The organism is Stenotrophomonas sp. PUT21, assembly GCF_052232875.1.
Lineage (GTDB): Bacteria > Pseudomonadota > Gammaproteobacteria > Xanthomonadales > Xanthomonadaceae > Stenotrophomonas > Stenotrophomonas maltophilia_N.
Map to the genome: position 1 here is coordinate 2099710 of NZ_CP197645.1, position 12236 is coordinate 2111945.

The 12236-nt window shown below is 66.3% G+C and carries 9 protein-coding genes, 9 tRNA genes and 1 pseudogene; 10 read left to right on the forward strand and 9 right to left on the reverse strand.

The window, feature by feature from the left end; all coding sequences use genetic code 11:
• Positions 1–71 precede the first annotated feature (71 nt).
• The 8 genes from ACTT2I_RS09670 to ACTT2I_RS09705 all read left to right on the forward strand — a co-directional run bounded on the left by ACTT2I_RS09670 (position 72) and on the right by ACTT2I_RS09705 (position 1264).
• Positions 72–147: transfer RNA gene (locus ACTT2I_RS09670), tRNA-Ala, on the forward strand.
• Between the two features lie 53 nt (positions 148–200).
• A tRNA-Glu gene (locus ACTT2I_RS09675) sits at positions 201–276 on the forward strand.
• A 145-nt stretch (positions 277–421) separates the two neighbouring features.
• Positions 422–497 (forward strand) — tRNA-Ala (locus ACTT2I_RS09680).
• A gap of 52 nt (positions 498–549) precedes the next feature.
• Positions 550–625, forward strand: a tRNA-Glu gene (locus ACTT2I_RS09685).
• A 134-nt stretch (positions 626–759) separates the two neighbouring features.
• Positions 760–835: transfer RNA gene (locus ACTT2I_RS09690), tRNA-Ala, on the forward strand.
• Between the two features lie 49 nt (positions 836–884).
• Positions 885–960, forward strand: a tRNA-Glu gene (locus ACTT2I_RS09695).
• Positions 961–1063: 103 nt separating this feature from the next.
• Positions 1064–1139, forward strand: a tRNA-Ala gene (locus ACTT2I_RS09700).
• Between the two features lie 49 nt (positions 1140–1188).
• A tRNA-Glu gene (locus ACTT2I_RS09705) sits at positions 1189–1264 on the forward strand.
• A gap of 50 nt (positions 1265–1314) precedes the next feature.
• On the opposite strand, the gene ACTT2I_RS09710 is transcribed toward ACTT2I_RS09705, so the two are convergent.
• Positions 1315–1731, reverse strand: a complete 417-nt coding sequence (locus tag ACTT2I_RS09710; protein WP_088435414.1) for a GNAT family N-acetyltransferase — start codon at positions 1729–1731, stop codon at positions 1315–1317.
• A gap of 105 nt (positions 1732–1836) precedes the next feature.
• Here ACTT2I_RS09710 and ACTT2I_RS09715 point away from each other — a divergent pair, with 105 nt between their 5' ends.
• On the forward strand, positions 1837–2793 hold the full coding sequence (locus tag ACTT2I_RS09715; RefSeq protein WP_088435413.1) for an SOS response-associated peptidase family protein: 957 nt from the start codon (positions 1837–1839) through the stop codon (positions 2791–2793).
• A 7-nt stretch (positions 2794–2800) separates the two neighbouring features.
• Here the strand turns inward: ACTT2I_RS09715 and ACTT2I_RS09720 are convergent, their stop codons facing one another.
• Entirely contained in the window at positions 2801–3181 is a 381-nt protein-coding gene (locus tag ACTT2I_RS09720; RefSeq protein ID WP_088435412.1) for a response regulator, read from the reverse strand.
• A 124-nt stretch (positions 3182–3305) separates the two neighbouring features.
• Here ACTT2I_RS09720 and ACTT2I_RS09725 point away from each other — a divergent pair.
• Positions 3306–3392 (forward strand) — tRNA-Leu (locus ACTT2I_RS09725).
• Positions 3393–3470: 78 nt separating this feature from the next.
• Here the strand turns inward: ACTT2I_RS09725 and ACTT2I_RS09730 are convergent.
• The 7 genes and pseudogenes from ACTT2I_RS09730 to ACTT2I_RS09760 all read right to left on the reverse strand — a co-directional run bounded on the left by ACTT2I_RS09730 (position 3471) and on the right by ACTT2I_RS09760 (position 12191).
• Positions 3471–3818: a DUF4189 domain-containing protein gene (locus tag ACTT2I_RS09730; protein ID WP_421099804.1), complete on the reverse strand. Its 348-nt coding sequence runs from the start codon at positions 3816–3818 to the stop codon at positions 3471–3473.
• A 181-nt stretch (positions 3819–3999) separates the two neighbouring features.
• Positions 4000–5856 (reverse strand): annotated as a pseudogene (locus ACTT2I_RS09735) (methyl-accepting chemotaxis protein).
• 283 nt (positions 5857–6139) lie between these two features.
• On the reverse strand, positions 6140–8338 hold the full coding sequence (locus ACTT2I_RS09740) for a PAS domain-containing protein (protein ID WP_088435420.1): 2199 nt from the start codon (positions 8336–8338) through the stop codon (positions 6140–6142).
• Between the two features lie 251 nt (positions 8339–8589).
• Complete coding sequence (locus ACTT2I_RS09745) at positions 8590–10965, reverse strand: Tex family protein (protein WP_293981877.1); 2376 nt, start codon at positions 10963–10965, stop codon at positions 8590–8592.
• Positions 10966–11172: 207 nt separating this feature from the next.
• On the reverse strand, positions 11173–11388 hold the full coding sequence (locus ACTT2I_RS09750; protein ID WP_088435408.1) for a hypothetical protein: 216 nt from the start codon (positions 11386–11388) through the stop codon (positions 11173–11175).
• 159 nt (positions 11389–11547) lie between these two features.
• Positions 11548–11991 carry a hypothetical protein gene (locus ACTT2I_RS09755; RefSeq protein ID WP_421099802.1) on the reverse strand — a complete coding sequence of 148 codons (444 nt, stop codon included), beginning with the start codon at positions 11989–11991 and terminating at the stop codon, positions 11548–11550.
• Positions 11988–12191 carry a PspC domain-containing protein gene (locus tag ACTT2I_RS09760; protein WP_019184139.1) on the reverse strand — a complete coding sequence of 68 codons (204 nt, stop codon included), beginning with the start codon at positions 12189–12191 and terminating at the stop codon, positions 11988–11990. The genes ACTT2I_RS09755 and ACTT2I_RS09760 overlap by 4 nt, the downstream gene beginning before the upstream one ends.
• Positions 12192–12236 lie beyond the last annotated feature (45 nt).

Consider the following 12236-nt stretch of genomic DNA (forward strand, 5'->3'; position numbering starts at 1 on the left):
GTGACGATGTTTCTTCACTTTTTTCTTGCCAATCGAAAACGTCGTCGTTATGATTTCGCTCCTCACGACGTGGGGCCATAGCTCAGCTGGGAGAGCGCCTGCATGGCATGCAGGAGGTCGGCGGTTCGATCCCGCCTGGCTCCACCAATCCGATCATTAGGCCGATCAGATTGCAGTGACAAAATTTGAAGTTTTCGTGCGTCCCCATCGTCTAGAGGCCTAGGACATCACCCTTTCACGGTGGCGACCGGGGTTCGAATCCCCGTGGGGACGCCAGTTTCAAACAGACAGCCCTGACTTCGGTCGGGGCTTTTTGTTTTTCGTGGTCGGTTTTTTTCCGCATGCATTCTTTCTTCGGTATTTCAGAAAAAAGACTTGGCGAACGCTTCACGGCCGCGTAGAATTCCGCCTCCAGCATCGTGGGGCCATAGCTCAGCTGGGAGAGCGCCTGCATGGCATGCAGGAGGTCGGCGGTTCGATCCCGCCTGGCTCCACCACTCCGGACCTTAGGCCGTTCGGGTGTGCTGAACAATTTGATGAGTTTCATGCGTCCCCATCGTCTAGAGGCCTAGGACATCACCCTTTCACGGTGGCGACCGGGGTTCGAATCCCCGTGGGGACGCCACTCATCAGACGAATACCGAGGCCCGGCATGCCGGGTCTTTTTATTCACCGTCTACTGCGGTTGCGATGCGGATGTCCGAAAGGCTTCCACAAACGTGAACAGGCAGATATACTAGGCGGCTCGCGGTACAACGTGGGGCCATAGCTCAGCTGGGAGAGCGCCTGCATGGCATGCAGGAGGTCGGCGGTTCGATCCCGCCTGGCTCCACCACTTCTCCGGACACAGGCCGTCCGATGGAAGCCAAAATTCGGTTTAACGCGTCCCCATCGTCTAGAGGCCTAGGACATCACCCTTTCACGGTGGCGACCGGGGTTCGAATCCCCGTGGGGACGCCAGCTTCAAACAGACAGCCCTGACTTCGGTCGGGGCTTTTTGTTTGATGACCCCTTCCCATCCGGCAAAACCGCCGCTATGATAGGCGGCTCGCAGCACAACTGTGGGGCCATAGCTCAGCTGGGAGAGCGCCTGCATGGCATGCAGGAGGTCGGCGGTTCGATCCCGCCTGGCTCCACCACTTCTCCGGACACAGGCCGTCCGATGGAAGCCAAAATTCGGTTTAACGCGTCCCCATCGTCTAGAGGCCTAGGACATCACCCTTTCACGGTGGCGACCGGGGTTCGAATCCCCGTGGGGACGCCAGCTTCAAACAGACAGCCCTGACTTCGGTCGGGGCTGTTTGTTTATGGGCCTTACGCCACCACCTTCGCCATCCCCACCGAGCGCGGCGCGGTCAGGGCGAAGCCGAACTGCGCATACAGCCGATGCGCCTGCCCATCGGCGATCAGGCTGACATACGCACCGACAGCATTGGCGCGCAGCCAGGCGTCGAGCTCGGCCATCACGGCCTTGCCCAGGCCCTGCCCCTGGCGGTCCGGGACCACGGCGATATCCACCACCTGCAGGAAGCAGCCGCCGTCGCCGATGATCCGGCCCATGGCCAGCAGCCGGTCGCCCTCGCGCAGGCTCACGCCGAAGACCGTGTTGGGCAGGCCACGTGCGGCCGCCTCGGCCGTTTTCGGGCTCAACCCGGCCAGCACCCGCAGCGCGCGGTAGTCCTCCACGCCGGGCGGCAAGGGAATGCAGTGAACGCCAGCGGGCAGCGACATGACACGGATCCGGCTATGAATGGACGCTCAGCATGCCCGACCGTATTCGCAGGATGTGCGACCCACCGGCCTATGCTGTGCCTCTGCCCACCCTGTTCCGCCGCCATGTGCTATTCCGCCCAGATCCGCGCCGATTACACCAAGCTGGTCCGTGAGTACGGCGCCGTGCTGTCGCTGGACGAGTTCGCCCAGCTGTATGCCCACGACGCCGGCAAGCAACGCCCGAAAACCCCCAAGGCGATGGACGACGGCTTTGCCGGTGCCCGCACGGCGCAGGGCCAGGAGATCGTGGCGCGGATACAGCAATGGCATGCCGAGGAGATGCAGGCGCTGGATGAGGAACTGCGCCTGCAGGGCGCGCGATTGAAGGCGGCCGAAGCGCAACTGGCCGCACGCCCCACGCAGAAGGCGCGCAACGAGGTGCGCATCGCAGGCAATCGGATCGAACGTGCGCAGACGCGCCTGTCGGACCTGCAGCGCGCCGGCCTGGTGCCGCGCGACAGCCGCATTTTTCCCGGGGTTTACGCGCCGGTGATCGTCTCCGAGCAGGGGCAGCGCGTGATCAAGCCGATGCGCTACCAATGCCGGCTGCCGGACAAACCCGCGCGTAACGACGTGCTCTATCCCGGCACCTACAACGCACGCCGTGACAGTCTGGAGGGGTACTGGGCCTCCGCGTTCGGCCACCGGCATGGCGTGGTGGTGGTGCAATCGTTCTACGAGCACGTGCCGCGGCATGCACTGGAACAGCGCCTGCTGTCGCCGGGCGAGAAAGCCGAGAACGTGGTGCTGGAGTTCAGCCCGCAGCCACCGCGCGATCTGTTGATCGCCTGCCTGTGGTCGGAGTGGGAAGGGCCGGAAGGCCGCCTGTTGTCGTTTGCCGCGATCACCGACGAGCCACCCGCCGATGTGTCGCGTACGGGCCACGACCGCTGCATCGTGCCGATCCGGCGCGAACATCTGGATGCCTGGTTGAACCCGGACCCCGAGGATCTTGCTGCGCTGTACCGGATCCTGGACGATCGCGAGCCGGTGACATTGGCGCACGCCGAAGCGGCGTGAGGGCAGCTCAGCCGGCGACCGAATCGCCGACGCGTGCACGCCCCAATGCGGCATTCAACTCGGCCGTCAGGTAGGGCTTGGTCAGGATGGTGCCCGACCGGAAGGCCTCGGGCAGATGCTCGGTCGCCATGCCGGTCGCCAGCACGAAAGGAATCTGGCGCGCGGCCAACGCTGCCGCCACCGCTTCACTGGTTTCATTGTTGGCGAGACGATAATCCAGCAGCACCACCTGTGGCTGGGTCTCGCCGAGCAGGCGCAGCGCCTCGGACACCGAGGCGGCCAGCCCCACCACCACCGCGCCGGACTGCGCCAGCTGCATCTGCAGCAGGGCCGCACTCATTTCGTCGTTCTCGACCACCAGCACCCGAAGATCCTGCAGCGCGCTCATGACGACTCCCTGTATGGTTCAGCGCGATGAGTATAGCGTCCTGCGCAGGTGAAACCCTGACAGGAACTTAAGCATTCAGGCCTGCACAAACGTCGACATCTTGTATACACTACGCGGCCAGCCAGCCGAAGTGGCGGAATCGGTAGACGCAGCGGACTCAAAATCCGCCGCCCTTAAAAGCGTGTGGGTTCGAGTCCCACCTTCGGCACCATGGAAAACCAGAACGCCCCGGATCGACGGATCCGGGGCGTTTTTTTCGTTCTGCGGCGGCTCGACAGCGCCGCGGCGACTACTCCGCCGGCGCAATCGGCGGCAGGGTATGCGGCCGCATGGGCGGCACGGCCGGCACCGCCGGTGCTTCGCGCCACAGCAGCACCAGCCGGCAGTCTCCCGCCTTTCGGCGGCACATCGCCTCGGCCTTGCGCTGGGCAGCGGCATCGTCCTGCGCAGAGAGGGCAAAGCCCATCGCACCCGTGCCCGCATACAGCGCCGAGTATCCAGTTTCCGAAGTGCTCGCCACACTGCTGCAGTTGGATGAGCGCTGCGCGCAGTACCCCAGCGCCTCTTGCAGGGCCGCGCTGACGCTGCGGTTGTTCATCGAATAGCCGTACGTGCCGGTGTCGGCATCGTAGGACACCGCCGACGCCGCGCCCGCAGCGCAAGGTATGGCCAATCCTATGGCCAGCAACATGACCCACCGTGGCGCAATCCGCATTGTGTACTCCGACCTTGGCGTGAAAGGTGGAGTATCCCAAAGGCCGCGCGCCGTGTGCATCTCTGTTTACCGCGGCGCGCGGTCAGCGGTTCCCTCACGGCAGTCAGACCAGACGCAGTGCGGGCTGGCCAGCAGTGGGATTGAGGTGCGCCGTGCGAGGCGCACCGGCCCCCGCCACCCGGAACGCAGCCACCGTCTGCAGCAACTGCGTGGACTGCTCTTCCATGCTGCGGGCCGCCGCCGAAGCCTCCTCCACCAGCGCGGCATTCTGCTGGGTGCTCTCGTCGATGTGCTCGACCACCTGGTTGATCTGCTCGATGCCTTCACTCTGCTGCTGGGCTGCAGCGCTGATATCGGCCATGAGATCGCTCACGCGCTTCACGCTGACCACGATCTCGTCCATGGTGCGTCCCGCGCTTTCGACCTGGCGCGTGCCTGCCCCGACCTTCTCGACCGAATCGCCGATCAGCTGCTTGATCTCCTTGGCGGCCTCGGCCGAACGCTGCGACAGCGAGCGGATTTCCGAGGCGACCACCGCAAAGCCGCGCCCGTGCTCGCCCGCGCGCGCCGCCTCCACCGCAGCATTGAGGGCCAGGATGTTGGTCTGGAATGCGATGCCGTCGATGACCCCGATGATGTCGACGATGCGACGCGAGGAGTCGTTGATCAGCGACATGGTCGAGACCACGTCGTGGACCACCTGCCCGCCCTGCGCCGCCACCTCGACCGCACCGCCGGCCAACTGGTTGGCTTGGCGGGCATTGTCCGCCGTGCGCCGCACGGTCGCGGTCAGGCCTTTCATCGACACCGCGGTTTCTTCCAGCGAAGCGGCCTGTTGTTCGGTGCGCACGGACAGGTCGCTGTTGCCTTCGGCGATCTCGCTGGCACCCACCGCGATGGTGTCGGCGGCCAGTTTGATCTGGGCGATGATCCCCGCCATCGCCTCGACCAGCGCATTGATGCCCTCGCACAGTTCGGCGATCGGGCCGGTCTTGTCCTGGGTGGCGATATGCCCGGTCAGATCGCCGGCCTGCGCGGCAGCCACCACCTCGCGCGTCTGCGCGACCGCCTGCTGCAGCGCCAGCGTGTCACGCACCTGCGCGGTGATGTCGGTGGCGTACTTGACCACTTTGAACGGGCGTCCGTTCATGTCGTAGATCGGGTTGTACGAGGCCTGGATCCACACCTCGCGCCCGCCTTTGCCCAACCGCCTGTACTGGCCGGCGTCGTACTCGCCGCGGCCGAGTTTGGCCCAGAACGCCTAGTACTCGGCGCTCTGGCGATGCTCGGGCTCGGCGAACATCGAATGGTGCTGGCCACGCACCTCCTCCAGTGCATAGCCCATGGCCGCGAGGAAGTTCTCGTTGGCGGCCAGGATGCGGCCCTCGAGGTCGAACTCGATCACGGCCTGTGATTTGTTGATCGCGGCGAGCTGGCCGGCAAAATCGGCCGCCTGGAATTTCTGCGCGGTGATGTCGGTCGCGAACTTGACCACCTTGTACGGTCGTCCGTCGCTGTCGAACACCGGGTTGTAAGACGCCTGGATCCAGATCTCGCGTCCACCCTTGCCGATCCGCCGGTACTGGCCGGCGTTGAACTCACCGCGGCCCAGGTTGGCCCAGAAATCCTGGTACTCCCGGCTCTTCGCATACTCGGCATCGACGAACATGGCGTGGTGCCTGCCCTGGATCTCCTCCAGCGTGTAGCCCAGGGTCTGCAGGAAATTGTCGTTGGCATGCACGATGGTGCCATCGAGATGGAACTCGATCACCGCCTGGACCCGGTGCAGGGCCTTGACCTGCTCTTCCAGCTCGGCCTGCTGCTGCAGGGCAGCCGCTGCCGTGGTGCCGCCAGTGGCGCGGCGGGAAACGAACAACGCCGTGAACGAGTGCCACAACGAGCCTGCGTCGGCGTCGCTGCGACGACCTGGCACATGCGTGTGCAAGCCTGAAGTAATCATCTTTAGACCTCGGTGTCCGGTTAGCGAATAGGTCAGCGCCGGGCCATGGCCCGGTGGCGGTATTCCGTTGGCTGGGACTCACGAAGATCGCCAGTGGGGATGACGTTGCTTCGATGGGCTTCAAACACCGGGCGAGCCGGCGAACATGAACCATTAAATAAAGGTGTACGGCCAGGTATCCACGTGAGCAGACAGGCAGCAACTGCGAGTCATATAACGGCGGACAGTCTGAAAGCTTTAGGGCCATCAACCGGCGGGGCCGGGGCACGGCCCGGCCCAGCCGTCACTCACCACTTTCGCTCGCATCCAGGGCATCGAGGGGGTCAATGGCACCCAGGGCCTGTGCTTCCACCTGCACGTTGTCGCGCCCCATCGCTTTGGCCCGGTAGCACTGGGCGTCGGCCGCGGCCACGGCGTCATCCACGCTCATCCCCCCGAACAGCGGGGCGATCCCGATGCTGGCGCCCACGCTCAACCGCCGCTGGTCCCAAGGGATCGACAGCCCGCGCATCGCCTCGAGCAGATCGCTGGCGATGCGGCGGGCACGCTTGAGCGAACAGCCGGCCAGGATCACCGCGAACTCGTCGCCGCCCAGCCGCGCCACGATGTCCGAATCGCGCACGCCGTGCCGCAGCACGCTGGCCACCGCCCACAGCACGGCATCGCCGGCCAGATGGCCGTGGGTATCGTTGACCGGCTTGAAGTGGTCCAGGTCGATGTACATCAATGAGGCCGACTGCCCGGTCCGCGCGACCCGGGTGATGGCCTGCTGCAGGTGCGCCTCGAAGCCGCGCCGGTTGCTCAGCTCGGTCAGCGGGTCGATCTCGGCCAGGTGCCGGGCTTCGCGCTGGCGGGCGCGCTGCTGGGTGACGTCACGGATCACCCAGACCGCGCCGCTGATCTGCCCGTCCTCATCACGCAGCCAGGCACGGGTGAGGTCGACCGGCAGCAGGTGCGCACCGACGGACAGCAGCAGGTCCGAATGCAGGTCGACCGCATTGCTGTCCGGGTCGAGCAGCACGGCCACATCCAGCGGTGAGCGCGGCGCGTACTCGGTCGTCAGTTCCATCACCTCCTGCAGCTGGCTGCCGGCCAGGGCCTCGGCACCCTCCCCGGCCAGCGCGCGGGTGGCCGCAGCATTGGCGTACTGGATGCCGCCGTGCAGGTCCAGGGTCAGCACCATATCGGCCACCGCGTCCAGGGTGACGCGGGTGCGCTGCTCGGATTCACGCAGTTGCTGGCCGCTGAGCCGCTGGGCGGTCACGTCCTGGATCTGCGAGACGAAATGCAGCGGCTCGCCATTCTCCGTGCGTACCAGCGACACCGACAGCCGGCCCCAGACCAGGTTGCCGGCCTTGCCCAGGTAGCGCTTCTCCATGTGGTAGTGCTCGCGGCGCCCGGCCAGCAGGTCGCCCAGCAGGGCCAGGTCGGTATGCAGATCGTCCGGATGCGTCAGCGTCTGGAAATCGATCTGCAGCAGTTCGGCACGGGTGTAGCCGAGAATGCCGCACAGCGAATCGTTGACGTCCAGCCAGCGCCCTTCCAGCGATACCAGGGCCATGCCCAGCGCGGCCGAGGAGAACGCCCCGGCGAACTTCTCCGCCGCGACGAACGCCTGCTCACGCACCTGCAGCAGCGGGGTGAGGTCGACGGCCATGCCGACGTAGCCGATCCGGTTGCCCCCGGCGCAGTCCAGCGGGCTGATCGACAGCCGCACCTGGCGCCGCTCGCCATCCTTGCGCAGGAAGGTCCACTGGTGCGACCAGGTGCCCTGCGCGGCGCGCGCGGTCAGCGCCTCGAAAATGGTCGGCATGCGCCCCTCCGGGCCCACCTGGGGCTGCAGGTAGGCGCGCATCTCGTCCGGGTCATGGAACAGGCCCGGATTGACCCGTCCGATGACCTCCTCGGGACGATAGCCCAGCAGCTTCTGGGCGCCGGTGTTGAACAGGTTGACCACGCCATCGACATCGGTAGCGATCACGGCCACCTCGTCAGAGGCATCCACCACCGCCTGCAGGCGCTGGCGCATGTTGGCCGCCTCCTGGCGGGCCTGCTGCAGCTCGGTGACATCGGCGTGGGCACCGGCCATCCACAGCGGGCGGCCCTGCGCATCGCGCTCGTAGACGCGGCCACGGTCCTGCACCCAGATCCAGTGACCCTGCTTGTGCCGCATCCGGCACAGGCTGTCGTAGTGCGGCGAGCGCCCCTCCATATGCTCGTTGAGCAGCGCATCCGACTGCGCCCGATCGTCGGGATGCACCAGCTGGAAGAACGTGTCCGGCGTGATCGGGGCCAGTTCCTCGCGGGTATAGCCGACGATCTCCGCCCAGCGCTCGTTGACCCGCATCTGGTTGCCCGCGATGTCCCAGTCCCAAGTGCCCGCCGCGGTACCTTCGATGATCATTTCCAGCCGATGCCGCTGCTCGGCCATGTCGCGCAGCGCGGCGGCCGCATCAAGCGGGGCATCCGGTTGCCGGCTCATGCGTGCGCCCCGGTCCGACACGCCGCGCACAGCCCTGTGCCAGCGCGGTGATCGGCGCTGCGGCCCGCCCGGTTGCCCGGTCCTGCCTGGTCGTCTGTCATCTGGGCTCCCCGCCGTCCACCCACCCTACGGGCATTCAACGGGAAGTGTGCGTAAACGCGCGTCAAACCAGAAGTGCCCCCGGCCACCGGGACCCTCGAAAACGCCAAAGGCCGCCCGAAGGCGGCCTCTGGCGGGCACCGACAGCGGGATCAGCCGCCGCGCTTGGCCCGGGCGAAGGCGTCGGCCAGCGCATTGTTGGCCGGCGGTGCCGCACTCCCGGGACGCGGGCCGGACGCGCTACCGCGGTTGCCGTTGCGCGGACCATTGCCCGCCCCGCCCTCCCGCCGAGCGCCACCCGCCGGGCGCGCATCGCGCTCACCGGGGGCCTTGGCCGGCGCCGGGGTGTCATCCAGGCGGCGGGTCAGCGCGATGCGTTTGCGTGCCACGTCCACCTCCAGCACCTTCACCTTGACGATGTCACCGGCCTTGACCACGTCACGCGGGTCTTTGACGTAGGTATCGGACAGCGCGGAGATATGGATCAGGCCATCCTGGTGCACGCCGATGTCCACGAAGGCACCAAAGGCGGCCACGTTGCTGACCACGCCTTCCAGGATCATGCCGACCTTGAGGTCTTTCAGTTCCTCGACACCGTCGGCGAAGCGTGCCGCCTTGAACTCCGGGCGCGGATCGCGGCCGGGTTTCTCCAGTTCCTTCAGGATGTCGCGCACGGTCGGCACACCGAAGGTCTCGTCGGTGAACTGTTCCGCCTTCAGGCCGCGCAGGAAGCTGCCATCGCCGATCAGCGCCTTGATCGGGCGCGCGGTGGCGGCCACGATGCGCTCGACCACCGGGTAGGCTTCCGGGTGCACCGACGATGCATCCAGCGGCTGGTCGCCATCGGCGATGCGCAGGAAGCCGGCGCACTGCTCGAAGGTCTTCTCGCCCAGGCGCGGCACTTTCAGCAGGTCCTTGCGGCGCTTGAACGGACCGTTGTCGTCGCGATGGCGCACGATGTTCTCGGCCACGGTGGACGACAGCCCCGATACCCGCGACAGCAGCGCCGCCGAGGCGGTATTGACGTGTACGCCGACCGCGTTGACGCAGTCTTCCACGCGCGCATCCAGCGCGCGCGCCAGGCGGTACTGGTCCACATCGTGCTGGTACTGGCCGACGCCGATCGCCTTCGGTTCGATCTTGACCAGCTCGGCCAGCGGATCCTGCAGGCGGCGGGCGATCGACACCGCACCGCGGATGGACACGTCCAGGTTCGGGAATTCCTTGGCCGCGAACTCCGAGGCCGAGTACACCGAGGCACCGGCTTCACTGACCACGATCTTCTGCAGCCTGGTGTCACCCAGCGCCTTGATCACCTCACCGGCCAGCTTGTCGGTCTCACGGCTGGCAGTGCCGTTGCCGATCGCGATCAGCTCCACGTTGTGCTGCACGCACAGCTGCTTGATCGTGTGCAGCGACTGGTCCCACTGGCGGCGCGGCTCGTGCGGGTAGATGGTGTCGGTGGCGACCAGCTTGCCGGTGGCATCGACCACGGCGATCTTGCAGCCGGTGCGGATGCCCGGGTCCAGGCCGAGCACGGCCTTGGGGCCGGCCGGGGCGGACAGCAGCAGGTCCTTGAGGTTGTCGCCGAACACCGAGATCGCCTCGGCCTCGGCCTTCTCGCGCGCCTGGTTGAACAGGTCCAGCAGCAGGTGCATGTGCAGCTTGGCGCGCCAGGTCAGGCGGCAGGCGTCGAGCAGCCAGCGGTCGCCCGGGCGGCCCGCATCGCGGATACCCGCGTTGTGCGCGACGCGGCCTTCGGCGTAGAGATTGCCGGCCTCGGCGTCGCTGCCGGGGTCCAGTTCCAGGAACAGGATTTCCTCGCGGCGTGCGCGGAACAGCGCCAGCAACCGGTGCGACGGAATCTTCGCCAGCGACTCGGCGTGCTCAAAATAATCGCGGTATTTGGCGCCCTGCTCTTCCTTGCCCTCGGCGACACGCGCGCGGATCACGCCGTTCTCGCCAAGCCAGGTGCGCAGTTCGCCGACCAGCGCGGCATCCTCGCCCCAGCGCTCCATCAGGATCGCGCGGGCGCCTTCCAGCGCTGCCTTGACGTCGGCCACGCCCTTGTCGCTATCGACAAAGGTCGCGCCGAATACCTGCGGGTCCAGGCCCGGATCGGCCAGCAGGCCATCGGCGAGCGGCTCCAGGCCGGCTTCGCGCGCGATCTGGGCGCGGGTGCGGCGCTTGGGCTTGTAGGGCAGGTACAGATCTTCCAGCCGCGACTTGGTGTCCGCGCCCAGGATCTCGTTGCGCAGTTCGTCGCTTAGCTTGCCCTGCTCATCGATGCTGGACAGCACCGCGGCGCGGCGGTCTTCCAGTTCGCGCAGGTAGGTCAGGCGTGTTTCGAGGTTGCGCAGCTGGGTATCGTCCAGCCCGCCGGTGACTTCCTTGCGGTAGCGGGCGATGAACGGAACGCTGGCGCCTTCGTCCAACAGGGCGATGGCGGCCAGGGCCTGGGCGGTCTGGGCACCGATCTCATCGGCGATGGTCTGGGCGATCTGCTGCGCGAGCTTGATGTCAGGCATTGCTTCCGGCCGGAGCCGCTTTGCGGAAAGAACCCATTCTGGCGATGCCGGGCGGCGGGCGAAAGCCGTTGACAGTCCGGGCCGAACCTGTCGCCCCGTGGCGGTGACCACACGAGGGAACCTGTGTTCACGCCGGCATCCTTGCGTGGGGCTGGGATGCCGGCGCGGGCGCCCGCGACAACCGGGCGCCTTTACGGTCCTGCTGGCTTACCGGTAATGCACGGCCGCGCGCTGGTGGACGATCTCATCGTGCATCGACTCCAACGCCATCACCCGCACCTTGCCTACCCCCTGCAGCTCCATGAACCGCTCGGTGTAGATCTCCCGGCCCAGCTCGGTATCGGCCTGGGACTTGCTGAAGCCATGGGGCACCAGGCCCTTGTCGCCATCCTTGCTACCACCGACATAAAGAACGATTGCCATGTGATGTGTTCCTCCAGAAACGTTATTGCTGATACAGCGGTGCAAGCTTACCCCGGCAAACCTGACTGGTTCGTCATGCAGGCTAATAACGTTTTTTTGCATGCAGATGACGTCGTGTTGTCGACGTTTTTCTTACATGGATTTAACGCGGAGATAACGTCATCGCGGCCACCAGCCTTTCCCGTGCAGCGCATACACGTCTGCAGCGCGTTCGAACGGATTGCGCGCGCTTACTCCGCCGCAGAGCAGATACACCGGCAGGTACAACGGCCCCAGCACCAGATACTGGTAGACGTGCGCACGCTCGTGATCGTGCAGGCCGATCACCGGCTCGGTGGCGTGGCCGGCCTGGTGCGCGTAGGTGCGGCACGGCACATCGAGGATTGGCCCCGTGTGCAGGATGACGTTGCCCAGCGTGATCGCCCCGCCCGGCCCCCAGGGAAATTCGCGGAACACGATCGCGCAGTCGCGCCCGTTCCACGACGGGCGCGCACCGGCCAGCATGCCGGCGGTGCCAGCGGCGAGACCGATCAGGGTATTGGGTGAGGTCCACAGCGCGCCAAGCCCCTGCAGCGCGCGCAGCAGCACCGCCGGCAAGCTCAATCGGCCTCGTTGGGGATCAACAGCCACAGGATCAGGTAGACCAGAATGCCGGGGAAGGCGGCCGAGCCGATGGAAATCAGCACGAACAGCACCCGGACCAGGGTGACGTTCCAGCCGAAACGATGCGCGATGCCGCCCATGACGCCGGCGATCATGCGGTCGTTGAGCGAGCGGGACAGCGGACGCGGCGGTGTGTTCATGCACGGGGTCTCGAGCCGGAATGGGCCGACTCTAACGCGAACCGT

What these genes read in the sequence shown, in the direction of transcription:
- ACTT2I_RS09710 (WP_088435414.1), bottom strand. Translation starts at nt 1,731, where the DNA reads ATGTCGCTGCCCGCTGGCGTTCACTGCATTCCCTTGCCGCCCGGCGTG.
- ACTT2I_RS09715 (WP_088435413.1), top strand. Translation starts at nt 1,837, where the DNA reads ATGTGCTATTCCGCCCAGATCCGCGCCGATTACACCAAGCTGGTCCGT.
- ACTT2I_RS09720 (WP_088435412.1), bottom strand. Translation starts at nt 3,181, where the DNA reads ATGAGCGCGCTGCAGGATCTTCGGGTGCTGGTGGTCGAGAACGACGAA.
- ACTT2I_RS09740 (WP_088435420.1), bottom strand. Translation starts at nt 8,338, where the DNA reads ATGAGCCGGCAACCGGATGCCCCGCTTGATGCGGCCGCCGCGCTGCGC.
- ACTT2I_RS09745 (WP_293981877.1), bottom strand. Translation starts at nt 10,965, where the DNA reads ATGCCTGACATCAAGCTCGCGCAGCAGATCGCCCAGACCATCGCCGAT.
- ACTT2I_RS09750 (WP_088435408.1), bottom strand. Translation starts at nt 11,388, where the DNA reads ATGGCAATCGTTCTTTATGTCGGTGGTAGCAAGGATGGCGACAAGGGC.
- ACTT2I_RS09760 (WP_019184139.1), bottom strand. Translation starts at nt 12,191, where the DNA reads ATGAACACACCGCCGCGTCCGCTGTCCCGCTCGCTCAACGACCGCATG.